Raw genomic sequence first — 17958 nt, 5'->3', positions numbered from 1 at the left:
TATTATCGAAAAATAGTGAAGGTATCGTCAAGAAGAATGATATGTATCTCGCAGAATTTGGCCCTGTTATTATCGGTTTACTTGCTACAGGTGGTAATTTATTCGGAGCTCTATCACTTATTTTCATTATCTATCCAATTGGATTAATTACAATGCTAGTGTGTGTACCGGAAACGAAAGGAAAAGTACTAGATTAAACTTAATCAAAAAGCATTGAAATTCTACATTTCAATGCTTTTGTTTTTATTTATGAAAGAAATTTGGAGTCAGAATATCATTCGGATAAGGTTTATGATAGATGTGGGTAGTAGCTGGCGATAATGGTGGAATGAGCCATACCCAATTTCCCGTCACGACACGGCCACAAGCCGCCTCTTGCTTTTCAAATTGTCCAAACTGCTGTGCTGCTGTATGATGATCTACAATACTTACTCCTTGCTTTTTGAAAGAATGCAAAACAGCTACATTTAATTCAACTAACGCCTTATCTTTCCATAATGTACTGTTTCTCGAAGTATCCAAATTCATTATTTCTGCAACAGCTGGAAGTAAATTATAACGATCATGATCTGCCAAATTACGAGCCCCAATTTCTGTTTCCATATACCAACCATTAAAAGGAGCAGCTGTATAAGAAATGCCACCAATCTCTAGACGCATATCTGAAATCATTGGTACCCCATACCATTTTGCACCTAAGGATACAAATGGATATTCTGGGTGCTCAATCTCAACCTCTTTTACCTCTTCTTTCGGAATTTCCCTATATACAGGTTCTCGTCCATCAACAGAAAATACGAGTGGCAATACATCAAAATGCGTACCTTCTCCAGGCCAGCCAAGTTTCTGACAAAACGCTGTAAATGGAATCGAATGAGAATCACCTATCACTTCCATTTCTGTTTCAAATCCCGCATAACGAATCAACTGATGGTTATAAATTCGAATGTTATTTTGTTCACCGTTATACTGCTTAAAAATTGTAATTGTCGGTTTAATTTTTCCGTTATTCGTTGCATATCGAATATGATGAATAAGTGCATTATATACCCCTTCCTCATCATTCACTTCACGAGCATCTAATATATGCATTTTATTCCAAAATAATCTTCCAATACATCGGTTACTATTTCTCCAAGCCATACGTGCACCATGAACAAGTTCCTCAAAGGTGTGTTCATATGTTCCTGTCCGCTCTATTTCCAACACAATTTGGCTGAGACGCTCTTCTATTTGCTGCTCTCTAGCAAGCTCTTGATAACAAATTGTAATAAACTTCCTTGCTTCATCTATTAATTCTTTCATTTTATCCATAAACAATCTCCTTCTACTTTAACAAGACACTATTACTTTACAGTATAAGCAAAAAAGAGTGTAGTAACAAACCAAATCAAGATACACCCTTGCAAGAAGGAAAAATCCCATTGCTCGTAATTGATGTATGGGAACATGCTTATTATTTGCAGTATCAAAACCACCGTCCAGAATTTATTACAAATTAGTGGCATACTGTTAACTGGGATCAAGTAAATGTAAAATATTTACAAGCGATTAAATCACAAGAATATTAATCATGCGTATAAGGTAAATTTGATAATGTAAACTAGTATCGTTGAAATCCTCCAAAATCCCCCGCATTGCCACCCGGGGATTTATGAATAATCATTATATTACTTCAATATAGTGTTTCAATATATGATTCACATCAGTTTCTAACTTTCTAAACTGAAATCCTAACTCTTTCGCTCTTGTATTATTCATCGTACAACTTGTCATGCCATTATACGGAGCTATATTTTTTCCTTCCGCTTCAATACAAGCTTTTATGCCTGTATTTTCTTCTATAAAATCAATAATTTCTCGCATAGAAATCACACCATTACTACATGCATTAATTGGACCATCTATATTCATCGTACTAAGATATGCTAGAAAACCACCTGCTTCTTTTTCATGGATAAAAGACATTTTGCCTTCTATATCTTCTACTACAAAAGGCTTTCTCTTCACGATATTTTCAACATAAAACTGCAATCGCTTTGTATAATCATTTTCACCAATAACAACTGGAAAGCGCACTGCAATTACAGGAAATGTTGCATGTTTAAACAAAACGGCCTCTGCTAATCTTTTTCCTTCACTATAAGAAAAACCTTGCCTATCTCCATAAACAATTGGATACTGATACAGATTGAAATCATCTTCTTTTAAAGATAGTGCCGACTCATATACAGCCATTGAGGATGTAACAATATATTTCTTCACCTTACTATGAAGTACTTTGCATATAATCTTCGCTGCATTCGGACTATAGCATAGGTTATCATACACAACGTCATAACTTGCACCCGCTAACATTTCCTTTAGCATCCCTTCATCTTCTCGATCTACAACGACTCTTTTAACAGCACTACCAAACGAGTCTGTCTTAAGTCCCCGCGTTGCAATTGTTACATCGTGCCCAGCTTGCAGGAGGCTTTCAACTAATCGTTTTCCGAAAAATCTTGTTCCGCCTAACACTAATATTTTCGTCATATGTATCATTCCCTTAGTTACTTTAATGTTCTATGATGACTGAATAAGTATTTGTAACTTCATTATACTTGAATTTATTTCCACATAAAAAAGAGAATCCAGCCAGATTCTCTTTCCCTCATCTTACTACTATTAACGTACTCGATATTTTAAAATGCAATAACAGAAATATAAAATAGAAACTACCGATACATAAATCCATGCCTGATAAACTACTGGTGTTCCCCATATCCCCATAAAATAAAGAAGCGATGGCAACGTGAGCGTTACCCATGATTGTACAAATGCGATCCTACCAAGGTATTGGTTTATATTCTTTTTTTGTACATTTAACACAAAGAATAAATACCAAAGAAGCGCCCACATAAACCAAGTCAGTGCATTAACAATATCTTGGAATTGAACGAATGACACAACCATATAAAATAGTGCAACAAGAGCCACCCAGAGGCAAAACCATCCTAGCCCATTGCCACTCACTCCCGTAATAAAGGTGATACCCACATACAAATACGTTAAACCAAATAAAAAAGTGGCTGCATATGAATATACAGTCCAATTACTTTGATCAGAAATCATAATAAGGTAAAACGGAATGACAATTTGCAGCACCCCTACAAATAAATTAAAAACACCTGCGCTTTTTTCCTCTGCTTTTCCTAATATGACAAGACTGTTTAAAAACAAAGCTGCGCCTGAAAGCAATAACCCAACGTAACCCATATATGTTCGTGTGAAAATCATATTTTTTCACACCTTAACCTCCTCGTAACATAAAATTATACTAGTGATATTGTCCTACCCATTTCAAATTGCATACACAAGAAACAATTATTATTTCATGCGTACTAGCACTTTTTATTCAAAATAAGTCAGACTTCCTACCTCAAAACAAAAAGAAATCCAAAGAATGCAATCACTGTACCATATCATTAAAGCGTTTTCAAAATAGTATATTTCTTTCCAACAGTAGATAAAGTCAATCTCATATAACACAATCTGAAAACGATAACATCATCATAACAGCATTATATCTAAAAATAAACGCCGAAAATTCTGGAATAAAATTCAAAATCTATATTATTCCCTACCCATTTCTTTTAGAAACAAGTAGAAGCAAGCATTTTCCATATACCAAACTAGCACTTCTATCATAAAATATCGTAAATTAAAATTTATGTTTTATGAAAGGTGAGATTATATGCCTAAACAAGTCGTTCACTCCACAGGTGTATTAACACGTGAACCACAAACAGCTTCTGTCGTAGCAAACATTGTAAACTTAGATAGAAATTATGCACGTTATATTAATGTAGAGATATGGGATTGGTCCAACCATTCTAATCCTATACAACTACCAATCCTAGTTGGAGAAAAGGAAGAAGCAAATTTCCCCTACTATCTTGATAGTGAAAAATTAGTAGTTCTGTATGCGAACTTAGATGACAAAATTAGTCTTTATGAAATTCGTATCACTCACTTCGATCATTCCAATATTATTACAAATTGCTTCGGACGTAGCTCATCTTCATCTACAGGACAAGAAGGTAATAAAGTATATCATAAACAACTTGTTCGAGTTCATCAAGGATATATTCCTAATCAAATCCTTTAATGAACATGCACGTAATTGGGCAAAATTAGAATCGCTCTATCTTAGGTTGATTCTAATTTTGCCGTCCCCCTCACTCTTCCTATCTATAATATAGTGAGATTAAATTTTCACTTTAAATTATTCCCATTAAAAAGGCCACATACCTCGTGATATGTAACCCTTACATAGAACTTATTAAATCACATAACAATATACACATACAAAGTGGGCCAGACTACCTAACAACACAAAAATATGGAAAACTTCATGATGCCCCATATATTTAAATTCTAGCCATTTTGGTTTTGCTCCGTAAATAAATCCACCAATCGTATAAAAAACACCACCAAGTACTAAAAACAAAATACCCTCTATGCTTAGATTTTCTGATAGCGGTGCAAAGAATAAAACAATTAACCATCCCATCATAAGGTAGATTGCTGTTGATAACCATCTCGGACAGTTAAACCAAAACATTTTAAAAACAATACCACATATAGCTGTAGCATAAACTAGCACAAATAATAGTAAACCATTTGCAGCCTGTAATGTAATTAAGCAAAAAGGTGCATATGTACCTGCAATTAAAATGAAAATCATAGAATGATCCAGTTTTCTAAAGAAATAAATAACACGTTCGCTTGCTACAACACTGTGATACACAGCCGAAGCTGCATAAAGAATCATCATCCCTACTCCAAATAGAATAACCGCTGAAATTGTAGAAATAGATGGCATTTTCACAGAAACTTTCACAAGCATAGCTAGCAAAGCAATAAATGATAAAATGGCGCCTCCTAGATGGGTAAACGCATTAACCGGTTCTCTCACATAAGTATTCACATTAACAACCCCTTATATAATTACATGTAGTTTTTATAACTACATGTAATTATATACACAATCCCTATAGAGGTCAACATTTACAATTTATTTGTTTCGTAATACCATATTTAAAGATAAAGTGTACATTATTCCTACAAAGGTGAGGGTTTATATGGAAAACATAAAGAACTTACTCGAAACATTACATTTAGAAAAAAACATTAGGCTTGAAGATATCCCTAATGTGGATTTATATGTAGATCAAGTTGTTCAACTATTTGAAAATAACTACGGTGATACAACAAGAACAGAAGATGAAAAAGTACTTACAAAAACGATGATCAATAACTATGCAAAGGGAAAATTATTCATCCCCATAAAAAATAAAAAATACTCAAAAGAGCATATGATTTTAATTAGTTTAATTTATCAATTAAAGGGTGCCCTCTCGATTAATGATATTAAAAGTTCTTTAGCGACTCTCAATGAAAGACTCATAAACGAGGATACTTTCGAACTGGACACCCTCTACAAAGATTATCTTGAACTTACAGAAACAAATGTTGAGAACTTTAAAAGGGATGTAGATAATCGGGTGGCTGAGGTAAAAGCTGCTGCTTCATTTGAGGATAAAGAATTAGAAAAACTCTTATTGCTAACTTCATTTGTAACAATGAGCAATATGTATAGACGTTTAGCAGAAAAATTAGTTGACGATTTGAAAGAATCTTAACCATGAATAAAGCCACCTACTTCTGAAGTGCACCCCAATTGTTAGACACAGTCTAACAATTGGAGGTGCACTTTTTATGGCTAAATTTTCTTCGAAAGAAAAAATACGAGCGGTGAGACGATATTTAGAGGGGACTGAAGGTGGAAAAACAATTGCTAAATCTATTGGTGTTCACTCCAGTATGCTCTATCATAGGATATATTCAGTTATTAGATTCAAGTGAACTAACAACATATAAAAAAGAACACTATTTGAAGATTATTAAAAATAAATCACCACGTTTACAAACCTTAGTAAATGACTTCTTTGAACTGTCCGTTATTGATTCTGTTGATTATCAATTAAACCTTCATATGGTAAAAATAAATCACTTAGCATGGGAAACCTTAGTCATTTTTTATGATCAATTTAGTGAAAAGAAAATGGAACCAAGTATTCATATACAAAACGAAGACATTCAAATCATTGCTGATGAATCTGCCGTTAAGCGTGTCATGGAAAATCTAATCCATAACACCCTTAATCATGCAAGTGGTAATATATCCATTACTCTACAAAAGCAAAAAGCATCTATACTATTTATCATTAGTAACGATGCTAAAAATGTAAGTGAAAAGGACATTCCTTTCCTGTTTGACCGCTTTTATACAACTAATCATCATCGATCCGGTAAAGGAACAGGGCTTGGATTAGCTATTGCAAAAACACTTATGCTGAAAATGGGTGGTTCACTTCAAGCAAAATTAAAAGATGGGCAACTTCATATGATATGCGAATGGAAAATTCAAAATAAATACCAAATAACTTTTTCATATCCCTATTGATCAAAAAAGTACATCTTACACCAAAAGAATGTACTTTTTCCTTTTTAATGACCTCTTTTCGAATTAATCTCTCTATCAAGATACTTAGCTATGATATCTCTATCTGAACTATTAATAATCATGTTAATTCTCCCTTGCAAATACCCATATAACATCCAGTTTGAGCATTCTCTTAGCTGCCCATACTTATCTTTCTTAGCTTTAAAACATAATATCGTATCGTTCTTTTTTATTTTGTAATAATATTTAAAAATATCATCGTATTCTATAATGTATGCTCTTTGAATTTGATAAAGTTCCTTTACTTCATAAATCATAACTTTATGTCTTGTTCCAAAAACCACAAATCGATTTCCTACATCCATAAGCGCTAATGGCATTACGGCATAGTCTGCTGAACACATAATTGCACCCAAATAGTAGCCACCTGTAGCTCTTGCTTGGAATTGTAATTCAATAAATTCATTTTCTTTTAACTCATTATTTGCCTTTACTTCTATCTCCTGAAAATTTTCTCTAGCAATTCGTTTTCTGATATCTTTTTTCTTCTTCTCCAAGCTTCCAACAAGGCGCTCCCCTATTGCTTCAAATCGAGATATTTCTTGTTCATCCCACTGCTCGAAAACAATTTGATCTATATTATAGCTTTCACAATTCATAATATCCCTCCATTATCCTTTTTAATTTCTCCTTTCCCCTTGATAATCTGGTATAAACTGAACCGGTACTCATATGTAGTCTCCTTGAAATATCCTCTATGCTTTCATCCACAATATACCTTCGATAAAAGATACTATGATCTACACCATCTAACTGACGAACTGCTTTCAAAACGAATTCTTTTTCCTCTTCTTTGAGCAATCCTTTTTCTACATCTTCATCATCTTGTAAAATAAGTTGTTCTATTGTTTGTTCAATTCTTTTTCTCTTCAACCTTCTTTTATAATCTAGTGCCTTAAACTTCGCAATAGAAATAATCCAGTTTTTAAGTTGTCCTTTTTCTATTTGAAAACTGTCTATTTTATACCAAAGTATGAGAAGAACATCGTTATAGCACTCTTCAATTTCTGCTCTTTCATGGTTCTCTCCAAGTACACTTCCGATTACTCCATAAATCAATTTACTATATTGAAGAATCAATTGATCCAATGCTTCCGTATTTTGTTTTTTTATTTCATCTACTAATTCCCTATCATTCATATCTTCTCCCCCTTCACTTATATATACGAATACAACAAGTTTATCCTTACATAATTTCCTTATTTTTTATAAAAAAAACTACCCACCTGTGAGAGTGGGTAGTTACTTTTACTTAATAGCCTCGTGAACCTTTAACTGCTTACCTTTTATCGTTGTGTTTTTCATTACTTTTAAAACAAGCGGGCCTTTTCCGTTTAATATATCAACATAAGAAACATTATCTTGTATCGTAATAATTCCTATATCATCCGCTGTGACACCTGGGATTTTAGCAATTGTACCAACGAAATCTACCGCTCGAATCTTCTTTTTCTTCCCACCGTTAAAGTACAGCTTCATAATATCTTTATTTAACCCTGCACTTTTCTCTTTTTTCATAATTGGTTTCGCATTTATTTTATCTTCAAAGGCTACCTTTCCCTTTGCAAGCTCCTCTTTTGATGGAGCTTCTATTTTTTGAATTTCAAAACCGATATACTCTTCAATTTCTACCAAGAATCTCTCTTCATACGGCGTTACGAATGTAATCGCTTTTCCGCTATTACCAGCGCGCCCTGTTCTTCCTGTCCGGTGTACATAACTTTCTTTTTCTAATGGAATGTCATAGTTAATGACATGGGTAATATTTTCAATATCAATTCCTCGCGCTGCTACATCTGTAGCGACTAAATAACGAAATTTTCCTCTTTTAAAGTCATTCATTACTGCAAAACGATCTTCTTGTATCATACCACCATGAATTTTATCACAAGGATAGCCAGAACGTTTTAACTGTCTGAACACATGGTCTACATTTTCTTGTGTGCGACAGAAGATGATACAGCTATCTGGATTTTCAAGAGTTGTTATATCTTGAAGAAGTGAAAATTTCTCTTCTTCTCTCACTTCTAACAGGATATGTTCAATTTTATCTGTCGTAATCCCAGAAGCTTTAATCTCGATATGGGTCGGTGATTTCATATATGTATGAGATAAATTTTCAACGTCTTCTGGTAGTGTCGCAGAAAATAGCATTGTCATTCGATCTGTAGGTAATTCATCAATAATTGCTTCTACTTGATCGATGAATCCCATATTTAACATTTCATCTGCCTCATCAATCACCAAATATTTCAGACGCTCTAAAGAAAAAGTTCCTTTTTCAATATGATCTAACACACGCCCAGGGGTTCCAACTACAATATGTGTCTTTTGCTTTAATTCTAATTTTTGTCGTGCAAATGGTGATTTTCCGTAAACGGCAGTCGCTTTAATCCGTTTAAATCTTCCTATATTCGTAATATCTTCTTTTACCTGCACAGCAAGTTCCCTCGTTGGCGTAAGAATTAAGGCTTGTGGCTTATTTTCTTCCCATTCGACCATTTCGCAAAGCGGGATACCAAAGGAAGCCGTTTTCCCACTTCCCGTTTGTGATTTCACGACAAGATCTTTCTTTTCTAGTGCAACTGGAATTACTTTTCCTTGTACTTCTGTTGGCTGTTCATATTTTAAACTAGTAAGTGCCCTTACAATTTCCTTACTCAATGCATACTCTTTAAAACTTTTTTCGCTCATATACTAACCTCATTTTGTTATGTATTTTAATTTATTTATATATTTATCCATAATATAAATCCTATGCGCCATTGCCTACATTTCATTATATTGAAATCATTGCCCGAATCGAAGTCTATGTTCATCATTTGATAAAAAAACAAAAAGCAGACTTACTATTAAGCCTGCTAATTTAGCAACGATACTCATATAAAGCTTACAAAGGAGATATCATTACGGAACTAGTTTTTTCACCACTGGAATTCGTTGTAATACTAACGTTATTAACATACTAAGACCAATCGTAATCATTACATTAATAGGTATTGCTAATATTGCATGTGCATGTTCATTTACTTTAGGGAAAACTTTATATAAAAAATTATTTAATAGGAAAAAGTGAAGAATATAAATCCCAAGACTTGCTTGATTTATACCACGTAACAGAAATGGCAGCTTTCCTTCTGAATTTTGAAAAGCATATCGGAAGAATACAAATAATCCAATTGCCATAAGTAAAACATTTGGCGCAAAATATCCATACCAAAACTGGTCCAACTGTCCATTTGCTTGTACTGTATAGTAATAAGTAATGAAGAATGTACCAATAAACCCTAAACAGCCTCCAATATAAGAGATATTTCTCCATTTCTTCGTAATTTCGTAATGAGATAAATAATAACCAAGTAGAAAATAACCCACATAATTTGTGACAAAATATAGCTCTATATTGAAATTAATAGGGTAATAGTACTGCATCAAATTTAAAATAACTGACGCATACAACCATAAAATTAAAAAATATTGTATATAACTTTTTTTAGCGTTTTTAACAAATACCTTTAATAACGGTGCGATTAAATAAATTCCCACAATCATATATAGGAACCATAAGTGACCACCAATTTGATTTGTTAAGAAGTACTTTATCCCTTGTTTTAAAGAAGCAGGGAAATACCCCATATAAGCACCATACAGATAAAATAAGGAACTCCAACCTACAAATGGAATAATTACCTTACTTGCTCGTTTCTGTAAGAATTCGAAAATTGAACTTTCCTTGTTCCCTCGTAATAATAAAGCACCGCTAATCATAACGAAAATAGGAACGCTAGCACGTGATAACGATTCGTAAAAGTTACCAGCCATCCAATTGGAAAGCTTATTTGGATCCAAAGTGGATACGGAACCAGCAGCAACGTGAATTGTAACAACTGCAATTGTTGCTAATACTCGTAACCAATCCATATAAACCAAACGATTCACATTTATAACCTCCATTACCTTATAATGATTCAAACCAAAAATGAAGGTTATCCCGAAAAGTCACAACCTTCTCCCTAATCTGTTCAACTCTAACATTATTCACTTAATAAAATAAACACTAATCTTCTTGTAATTCTAAAAAATCCTACTAAATTATAACATATTCTATTATTTCCTAGTAAAAATAACCTGTGAAAAAGGGGTTCCCACAAATTGAAAAAGCAGACTTAGGATAAAGTCTGCTTTTCTATTTCTTACTGCCCGAAAAAGCCCGATTGGTTCAACTAATAATCAGTGGGGGATGAAGAAACCCCCACTGATTAAAATTTCACTTTATACGGCTTCTGTTCTCTCATTTAATACTTTCATATTAGAGATTGCCTCTGCATGCCTCATTTCATCAAATTCATTTTCACTCTTTGCAACAACGATTGTAGCAATTCCATTTCCAATTAAGTTTACAATTGCTCTTCCCTCACTCATAAAACGATCGACACCAAGAAGTAATGCTAATCCTTCTAAAGGAATAACCTTTAGTGCCGCTAATGTAGAAGCTAACACGATAAATCCGCTTCCTGTTACACCAGCAGCTCCTTTAGACGTTAACATAAGTACTAAAATAATAGTAATTTGCTGTCCGATTGTTAAATCGACACCAAATACTTGTGCTAAAAAGACAACTGCCATGGATAAATAAATGGATGTACCATCAAGGTTAAAAGAATAGCCCGTCGGAATAACAAGGCCAACAACAGATTTTGAACAGCCATATCGCTCCATCTTATTCATCATTCTCGGAAGTACGGATTCCGAAGAACTTGTTCCTAATACGATTAGTATTTCATCTCGAATAAACTTCAAATAATTCCATAAGCTAAACCCATATATCTTACAAATAATATTTAAGACAACAAATACGAATAGGAACATCGTTATATATACTGACATCATCAATTTTCCAAGTGGTATAAGTGAAGCAAGCCCAAAATGACCGATTGTATATGCCATAGCACCAAATGCCCCAAGCGGCGCTGCCTTCATTACATAACCAATAATTTTAAAGAATACGTGTGAAAGTTTGTCTAAGAAATCAATCACCGAGTCTCCTTTTTCTCCAAGAGCAGCTAGCCCAACCCCAAATAAAATAGAAAAGAATAATACTTGTAAAATATCACCCTTTGCAAACGCATCAACCATATTAGAAGGAACAATATGAGTAACAAAATCAATCCAATTAATACCCTGTCCTCCGCCTTGTGTATATTTAGATACGTCTCCTTTTGCAAGTTCATTAAAGTTAAGACCTGAACCCGGCTTCATAACATTTACAACGATCAATCCAACAATAAGTGCAAATGTTGTCACAACCTCAAAATAAATAAAAGCCTTTCCGCCGACCTTACCAACCTTCTTCATATCTCCCATTTTGGCAATACCAAGTACAATTGTTAAGAAAATAATTGGTGCAATTACCATTTTTACAGCATTAATAAACGTATCGCCTATCGGCTTCATTTCCTTCCCAACATTTGGCCACATAAGCCCAACTAATACACCGAGTACAATAGCCGTTAATACTTGAAAAGTTAAATTTTTGAACAGTCGTTTCACCTTCACTTCTCCTCCCACTGTTTCATCTTTGAAAACTTTACTACCCCTATGTTTCACATAATGATAGCGTTTTCAATTGAAAGTGAGAAGTTTATGGTCATAACGAATATTTTGGTCATTTTGGTCTTACTTTTTTACTTCACGATACACATAGCGATTAATTGGTCTTCCAACCCCTCCATATTGAACTGCTAAATGAATCAACCCCTTTTTTTCTAAATAATCTAAGTATCGCCGCGCGGTAACTCTGGCTATCCCAATTGCACTGGCTACCTCTTCTGCAGAACGAGGTTCATCTTGTTTTTTTACATACTCTTCAATTTCATTCAATGTAAATTCATTTAATCCCTTTGGCAAATTGTTTGCTGTTTTTTTAGAACGCCCAGAATATAATAATAAATCAAGCTGTTCCTGTGAAATCGCTCCGGATTCCTTCAGACTCATTCTATATTGTCGATATTTTTCTAAAGCTTGCTGAATTCGGTATAACTTAAATGGCTTAATAATATAATCCATCACTCCGTTTTGAAGCATGAGTTTAATTGTTTCCCTATCTTTTGCAGCAGAAACAACGATTACATCTGCTTCTAACTCTTGTTTTCTAAATTCCTGTAATACCTTAATACCGTCCTTTTTCGGCATAAAAATATCTAAAATAACGAGATCTGGATTCATTTTTTGGACAAGGTTAATCCCCTCCTCGCCATTGTTAGCGACGGCTACTACTTGAAATCCCTTTACACTTCTAATGAACTCTTTATTTACTTCTTGAACCATCGGATCGTCCTCAACCAATAGTACTTTGATTTCCTCTTTATATTTCATACAATTCCGCCTCCATCTCCATTGGAAAAGTAATGATAAAAGAAGTTCCTTCACCTTGAAAAGATGAAACACTAATTTTCCCTCTCCCCTTTTCAACAATTTGCTTTACTAGAAAAAGTCCATAACCTGTCCCACTCATTTTATTCACAGTAAATCCTTTCTCATACACTCTTGGTAAATGCTCCTCTTTTATGCCGCATCCATTATCCTCAATCAATATTGCACATACATCTTCTGACTGCTCAATACTAATATCAATTCTTTTATTCTCTACCTCAGTTTGCTCAAATGATCCAAACGCATTTTCGATTAAGTTACCTAGTAATACAACGAAATCATGTTGATCCAGTTGATAAGGAAATGCTTCTAAATAACTATTTTGGTCAATTATAACTTGTATCCCTAATTCCTTGCCCCGGCTTACTTTGCTCAAGAGGAGACCTGCAATAGCATCATTTTTAATCGTCTCATTTAAAAAGTTTGTTACACTCCCCTGCTCTTCTGAAGTATGGAAAGCAAGTTGTAATGCTTTATCAGCTTTACCTAATTGAATTAAACCTGCTATTGTATGAAGTTTGTTCATATGCTCGTGGCTTTGTACTCGAAGTGCCTCTACAAATGTTTTCACTCCTGTTAATTCCTCTGCGAGCTTTGTAACCTCTGTACGATCTTGAAAGATTGCCACAGCTCCAATTAATTCATTATCTTTCTTGATTGGTATACGATTACTTAAAATTACCTTTCCACTTACTTTTATCTCTTCATTGTATACTGGCTGATTCCTCTCCACGATTTCTGGAAGTCTTGTATCCTTTAATACTGTACGAATAGGCTTTCCTACAACATTTCCTTCTACATGAAAAACCTGCTTTGCTTTCTCATTAAAAATTGTAATAACTTCTTGGTTATCAATTGCAATCACACCCTCATTAATCGAATGAAAGGTTGCTGTCCTTTCTTCTAACATCCTTTTAATTTCATATGGCTCTAACTGAAACATCTGTTTTTTAATATGGTTGGCAAGCATTAATGAACCTATTAATCCGAATATTAAAGTTAATATAACAATAAAAGAAATCTCTTCTGCTAGCCCCAGCATAATCTCCCAAAAATTCGGGACTTTATTTCCAACAACAACAACACCAATTTGATTTAAGTTTTGATCTTTAATAGGCATAAAGGCACGAATTACAGTACCTATCTCTCCTTTTGCTTTTGAAAAGTAAATATGTTCCGCAAATGCCGGTTCTTCATCCGTCCCTTTTGACGGCCTTCCAATCATTTCTTTCACAGGGTGAGAATATCGAATTCGCTCCATATTCATTACTACAATATAGTCTGTTTCATTAATCACCCGAATATTTTCAATAACAGGATTCAATGTAAACCATCCCGTTTTTTCTTGAAGTGATTTCTTTACATCTGACAGTTCTGCTACCGTCCGAGCTGTATTCATAGATCTAATTCTTACTTCTTTTTCTTCTTTTTGTTGAATATTTGCAATGATAACAATTCCACCTATCAGTAATGAAAAAATAACTACCGCATAGGATAAAATCGTAATTTTCCAGCGGATGGGCAATTGTTTCACTGTTTGTTCCCCTTTCCCCTAAAAGCATCTTTACGAATAAAAATCTTCTCGGTATGCTTACATTAACAACCCAAGAGGAGGTTTAAAATGAAAAAAATAGTTGCTTTTATACTCCTTTTTATTGTTTTAATTACTAGTGCTTTATTTATAGGTTTTCAAAGTCTTTTTTCTCAAGGTGAGCTTGCTTATGACGATGACCAAGCAGGCTTGAAAAAACAAATTGTTTTCAAATTTAGTCATGTTGTAGCAGAAAATACACCTAAAGGGCTTGCTGCTAGTAAATTTGCTGAGCTTGTTAATGAGAAATCAAACGGAACTATAAAAATAGAAATTTTTCCAAACGGGAGCCTCTATTCTGATATAGAAGAAATCCGTGCTTTAAAAGCTGGGCAAGTTCATTTTATTGCTCCCTCTACCTCAAAGCTCGGAATGCTATCTCACGAATGGGGTGTATTAGACCTTCCATTTGCTTTTCCAAATTATGAAGCTATTCAAGAAGGCTTGAACGGAAAAATTGGAGAACAATTACTTCAGTCCTTACAAAAAGACAACATTAAAGGGCTTGTCCATTGGTCAAATGGCTTTAAGCAAATCACTTCAAATAAGGGGCCTATTTATACACCTGCAGATATAAAAGGACAATCCTTTCGCATTATGCAAAGTGATGTTATTCAATCTCAATTTGATTTATTAAAAGTTCATGCACATCAAGATTCATTTAATTCCACATATAAATTAATTGAAACAGGGAAAGTTGATGGTGAAGAAAATACTATTTCAAATATATACTCTAAAAAATTTTATAACGTTCAAAACTATTTGACAATTAGTAATCATGGGTATTTAGGCTATGCTGTAATGATGGATCAAAAAACATGGAATCAACAAACGGAAAAAACGAAGCAAATATTACTTGAAGCAATGAAAGAAACGACTGAATGGAACAATCGTCAGTCCATCCGAATGAATGAAGAACAACTTGAGCTTATTAAACAAAGTTCACCGATTCAAATTCACGAATTGACCGCTTCACAAAAAAAAGAGTGGGAGAAAGCATTATCTCCTATATACGAAGATCTTGCTCCTACAATTGGAGAGCAATTGGTAAATGATTTAAAAGAATTGAAAAAGAAGTATCAATTTCTTGAAGACAATAAATAACAAAGAAGCAGGGTATTTTAGCACCCTGCTTCTCTGTTATTTTACTATGATATTCCGAAATATTATTTCACTATTATCGATTAAATTTTTACAATATACTTTTCAAAAAAAACCGAACAATATAGATATATACAAACTATTTAATTCGGTATTACTCATTATTCCTTTGAATTCCATCCCTATATTTTCTAAATATCAACTAAAAGCTTTGACTTAACGAAAAAAATGATGTACATTATCTTTTGGACGAACATTTTTTTAAATTGAAAATAAAATATTCGTATTTAGGGGTGTAATTCATGGAAAAAGTATTCGACTATGAAGATATTCAATTAATTCCGGCAAAATGTATAGTAAATAGCCGTTCTGAATGTGATACAAGTGTAACTTTAGGAAAACATACATTTAAATTACCTGTCGTACCTGCAAATATGCAAACAATTATAGATGAAAAAATTGCTGTATATTTAGCGGAAAATAAATATTTCTATATAATGCATCGTTTTGAGCCAGAAAAGCGTATCTCTTTCATTAAAGATATGCACTCTCGTGGCTTAATCGCATCTATTAGTGTTGGTGTGAAAGAAGAAGAATATGAATTTGTACAACAATTAGCTGCTGAACAGCTTTCTCCTGAATATATTACGATAGATATCGCACATGGGCATTCCAATGCGGTGATAAAAATGATTCAACACATTAAAACACATTTACCTGAGAGCTTTGTTATCGCAGGAAATGTAGGAACTCCAGAAGCAGTAAGAGAGTTAGAAAATGCTGGTGCTGATGCAACAAAAGTAGGTATCGGACCTGGTAAAGTATGTATCACAAAAATTAAAACAGGCTTTGGAACTGGCGGCTGGCAATTAGCTGCACTTCGTTGGTGTGCAAAAGCTGCAAGTAAACCAATTATTGCTGACGGCGGTATTCGTACTCACGGTGATGTAGCTAAATCCATTAAATTTGGCGCAACTATGGTTATGATTGGTTCATTGTTTGCCGGACATGAAGAATCTCCAGGGGAAACAATTGAAAAAGATGGGAAACTCTACAAAGAATACTTTGGTTCAGCTTCAGAATTCCAAAAAGGTGAAAAGAAAAACGTAGAAGGCAAAAAGATGTTTGTCGAGCACAAAGGATCTTTAGAAGATACATTGATCGAAATGGAACAAGATCTTCAGTCCTCTATTTCTTATGCTGGTGGAACGAAATTAGATGCAATTCGTACTGTAGATTATGTTGTCGTGAAAAACTCAATCTTTAATGGTGATAAAGTATATTAAGCTTTATTTACTCTTTAAATGTAATAAGTATTGATTATTATATAAAAAATGAGCAAGGTACTTTATTTCGTACTTGCTCATTTTTTTATTATCTCTCTATTTTCCAAACCTCTTACGATATCCACATTTTCTACATAGTTCCTCTACTGCCACTCTTCGTGAAAATCCATCTACAAGATTTTGGGCTCTATCCCTTTCGATAATATCAGAAAATGAAGCATCATTAATATTCCCAAGGTTGATAATTCCCTCACCATCTAAACAACAAGGGATAACAGTCCCGTTTGCTAAAATACCTGCTTGATTTCGAAGACCATGACAGAAGCCTTTCCCATCGTCCTCTTCTTCATGCAATGCCGGCCACTGAAATTCGTAATCTTGGTTAATAAAGATGCGATCCGCAATCTTCACGCCACTTCCCGGTGTAATCTTCTCTTCAATTTTATATGGTAAATCAAATTCTTTCTCAATAATTTCTAATAAATTTCTGTTTCGCTGTATTTCAAGATTTGTCTTATTGTCTTGCGTAAGATTCCATAGTCTCAGCGAAACAATTAATTCCGATTGACTCGTTGCTTCTTTAATAAAGGAAAGTATGCTTCTTACATACCCTTCTTTATCTTCAGATCCTGGATGACCATCAAAACTATGAAGTGAAAAATTCATCTGTCTTAGTGCAGGTTTATTTAATAATTTATGCCTCTTTTTATTAATTAACGTTCCGTTGGTTGTAATATTAACCTTAAACCCTTTTTCATGACTTAAGTCTAACAATTGATCTATTTTAGGATGGAGCAACGGCTCACCTTTTACATGTAAATAAATGTAGTCCGTGTGAGGTTTAATTTGGTCTAATCTCTTAGAAAAATCCTCCACAGAAAGAAATTGCTTCTGTCGTTCTGTTGGCGGACAAAAGCTACATGCAAGATTACATACACTAGTAATCTCTAAATAAAACTTCTTAAACTTTTTCAACC

17 protein-coding genes and 2 pseudogenes are annotated in these 17958 nt (G+C 33.8%); 7 read left to right on the top strand and 12 right to left on the bottom strand.

Annotated features, from left to right (window positions below; genetic code table 11):
- Positions 1 to 47 precede the first annotated feature (47 nt).
- Positions 48 to 197: pseudogene (locus C564_RS0107135) on the top strand (MFS transporter); the annotation flags it as partial.
- Between the two features lie 46 nt (positions 198 to 243).
- Here the strand turns inward: C564_RS0107135 and C564_RS0107130 are convergent.
- The gene (locus C564_RS0107130; protein WP_018764846.1) at positions 244 to 1314 is read right to left on the bottom strand and encodes a nitric oxide synthase oxygenase; all 1071 of its coding nucleotides are present in this window, start codon (positions 1312 to 1314) and stop codon (positions 244 to 246) included.
- Between the two features lie 71 nt (positions 1315 to 1385).
- Here C564_RS0107130 and sodA point away from each other — a divergent pair.
- A pseudogene (gene sodA / locus C564_RS34470) lies at positions 1386 to 1571 on the top strand (superoxide dismutase [Mn]); the annotation flags it as partial.
- Between the two features lie 94 nt (positions 1572 to 1665).
- On the opposite strand, the gene C564_RS0107125 reads toward sodA, so the two are convergent.
- Both C564_RS0107125 and C564_RS0107120 read right to left on the bottom strand, forming a co-directional pair.
- Complete coding sequence (locus tag C564_RS0107125) at positions 1666 to 2535, bottom strand: NAD-dependent epimerase/dehydratase family protein (protein ID WP_018764845.1); 870 nt, start codon at positions 2533 to 2535, stop codon at positions 1666 to 1668.
- Positions 2536 to 2667: 132 nt separating this feature from the next.
- A complete protein-coding gene (locus C564_RS0107120; RefSeq protein WP_006096751.1) occupies positions 2668 to 3258 on the bottom strand; it encodes an AmiS/UreI family transporter in 591 nt (196 codons plus the stop codon).
- Positions 3259 to 3736: 478 nt separating this feature from the next.
- Here C564_RS0107120 and C564_RS0107115 point away from each other — a divergent pair, with 478 nt between their 5' ends.
- Positions 3737 to 4150 carry a hypothetical protein gene (locus C564_RS0107115; RefSeq protein ID WP_018764843.1) on the top strand — a complete coding sequence of 138 codons (414 nt, stop codon included), beginning with the start codon at positions 3737 to 3739 and terminating at the stop codon, positions 4148 to 4150.
- A 174-nt stretch (positions 4151 to 4324) separates the two neighbouring features.
- Here C564_RS0107115 and trhA read toward each other — a convergent pair whose 3' ends face one another.
- Positions 4325 to 4972, bottom strand: a complete 648-nt coding sequence (gene trhA / locus C564_RS0107110; RefSeq protein ID WP_018764842.1) for a PAQR family membrane homeostasis protein TrhA — start codon at positions 4970 to 4972, stop codon at positions 4325 to 4327.
- A 154-nt stretch (positions 4973 to 5126) separates the two neighbouring features.
- Between trhA and C564_RS0107105 the strand changes: the two genes are divergently transcribed.
- Positions 5127 to 5687 carry a DUF1836 domain-containing protein gene (locus tag C564_RS0107105; protein WP_003202465.1) on the top strand — a complete coding sequence of 187 codons (561 nt, stop codon included), beginning with the start codon at positions 5127 to 5129 and terminating at the stop codon, positions 5685 to 5687.
- 140 nt (positions 5688 to 5827) lie between these two features.
- Positions 5828 to 6511 carry a sensor histidine kinase gene (locus C564_RS0107100; protein WP_018764841.1) on the top strand — a complete coding sequence of 228 codons (684 nt, stop codon included), beginning with the start codon at positions 5828 to 5830 and terminating at the stop codon, positions 6509 to 6511.
- A gap of 44 nt (positions 6512 to 6555) precedes the next feature.
- On the opposite strand, the gene C564_RS0107095 is transcribed toward C564_RS0107100, so the two are convergent.
- The 7 genes from C564_RS0107095 to C564_RS0107065 form a co-directional block, all read right to left on the bottom strand.
- Positions 6556 to 7170 (bottom strand): hypothetical protein, encoded by a 615-nt coding sequence (locus tag C564_RS0107095; RefSeq protein WP_018764840.1) that lies wholly within the window; start codon positions 7168 to 7170, stop codon positions 6556 to 6558.
- Positions 7160 to 7711, bottom strand: a complete 552-nt coding sequence (locus C564_RS0107090) for a sigma-70 family RNA polymerase sigma factor (RefSeq protein ID WP_018764839.1) — start codon at positions 7709 to 7711, stop codon at positions 7160 to 7162. Before C564_RS0107090 ends, C564_RS0107095 begins: the two co-directional genes overlap by 11 nt.
- Positions 7712 to 7819: 108 nt before the next feature.
- Positions 7820 to 9265: a DEAD/DEAH box helicase gene (locus C564_RS0107085; protein WP_018764838.1), complete on the bottom strand. Its 1446-nt coding sequence runs from the start codon at positions 9263 to 9265 to the stop codon at positions 7820 to 7822.
- 213 nt (positions 9266 to 9478) lie between these two features.
- Positions 9479 to 10510, bottom strand: a complete 1032-nt coding sequence (locus C564_RS0107080; RefSeq protein ID WP_018764837.1) for an acyltransferase — start codon at positions 10508 to 10510, stop codon at positions 9479 to 9481.
- A gap of 333 nt (positions 10511 to 10843) precedes the next feature.
- Positions 10844 to 12121: a C4-dicarboxylate transporter DctP gene (dctP, locus tag C564_RS0107075; protein WP_018764836.1), complete on the bottom strand. Its 1278-nt coding sequence runs from the start codon at positions 12119 to 12121 to the stop codon at positions 10844 to 10846.
- Positions 12122 to 12247: 126 nt separating this feature from the next.
- Positions 12248 to 12946 carry a response regulator gene (locus C564_RS0107070; protein ID WP_018764835.1) on the bottom strand — a complete coding sequence of 233 codons (699 nt, stop codon included), beginning with the start codon at positions 12944 to 12946 and terminating at the stop codon, positions 12248 to 12250.
- Entirely contained in the window at positions 12936 to 14537 is a 1602-nt protein-coding gene (locus tag C564_RS0107065; RefSeq protein WP_018764834.1) for an ATP-binding protein, read from the bottom strand. Before C564_RS0107065 ends, C564_RS0107070 begins: the two co-directional genes overlap by 11 nt.
- Before the next feature lie 87 nt (positions 14538 to 14624).
- On the opposite strand from C564_RS0107065, the gene C564_RS0107060 reads away from it, so the two are divergent.
- Positions 14625 to 15698 carry a DctP family TRAP transporter solute-binding subunit gene (locus C564_RS0107060; RefSeq protein ID WP_018764833.1) on the top strand — a complete coding sequence of 358 codons (1074 nt, stop codon included), beginning with the start codon at positions 14625 to 14627 and terminating at the stop codon, positions 15696 to 15698.
- A gap of 299 nt (positions 15699 to 15997) precedes the next feature.
- Positions 15998 to 16981, top strand: coding sequence for a GMP reductase (gene guaC, locus C564_RS0107055; protein WP_003202530.1), 984 nt, complete (start codon positions 15998 to 16000; stop codon positions 16979 to 16981).
- Positions 16982 to 17077: 96 nt separating this feature from the next.
- Here the strand turns inward: guaC and C564_RS0107050 are convergent, their stop codons facing one another.
- The gene (locus C564_RS0107050) at positions 17078 to 17956 is read right to left on the bottom strand and encodes a radical SAM/SPASM domain-containing protein (RefSeq protein ID WP_003202549.1); all 879 of its coding nucleotides are present in this window, start codon (positions 17954 to 17956) and stop codon (positions 17078 to 17080) included.
- Positions 17957 to 17958 lie beyond the last annotated feature (2 nt).

This window comes from Bacillus sp. 105MF (assembly GCF_000374885.1).
GTDB lineage: Bacteria > Bacillota > Bacilli > Bacillales > Bacillaceae_G > Bacillus_A > Bacillus_A pseudomycoides.
This window is presented reverse-complemented; position numbering and strand designations above follow the sequence as displayed.

Coding starts and splice junctions, on each gene's coding strand:
- C564_RS0107130 (WP_018764846.1), bottom strand. CDS start 1,314: ATGGATAAAATGAAAGAATTAATAGATGAAGCAAGGAAGTTTATTACA.
- C564_RS0107125 (WP_018764845.1), bottom strand. CDS start 2,535: ATGACGAAAATATTAGTGTTAGGCGGAACAAGATTTTTCGGAAAACGA.
- C564_RS0107120 (WP_006096751.1), bottom strand. CDS start 3,258: ATGGGTTACGTTGGGTTATTGCTTTCAGGCGCAGCTTTGTTTTTAAAC.
- C564_RS0107115 (WP_018764843.1), top strand. CDS start 3,737: ATGCCTAAACAAGTCGTTCACTCCACAGGTGTATTAACACGTGAACCA.
- C564_RS0107105 (WP_003202465.1), top strand. CDS start 5,127: ATGGAAAACATAAAGAACTTACTCGAAACATTACATTTAGAAAAAAAC.
- C564_RS0107095 (WP_018764840.1), bottom strand. CDS start 7,170: ATGAATTGTGAAAGCTATAATATAGATCAAATTGTTTTCGAGCAGTGG.
- C564_RS0107090 (WP_018764839.1), bottom strand. CDS start 7,711: ATGAATGATAGGGAATTAGTAGATGAAATAAAAAAACAAAATACGGAA.
- C564_RS0107085 (WP_018764838.1), bottom strand. CDS start 9,265: ATGAGCGAAAAAAGTTTTAAAGAGTATGCATTGAGTAAGGAAATTGTA.
- C564_RS0107070 (WP_018764835.1), bottom strand. CDS start 12,946: ATGAAATATAAAGAGGAAATCAAAGTACTATTGGTTGAGGACGATCCG.
- C564_RS0107060 (WP_018764833.1), top strand. CDS start 14,625: ATGAAAAAAATAGTTGCTTTTATACTCCTTTTTATTGTTTTAATTACT.
- guaC (WP_003202530.1), top strand. CDS start 15,998: ATGGAAAAAGTATTCGACTATGAAGATATTCAATTAATTCCGGCAAAA.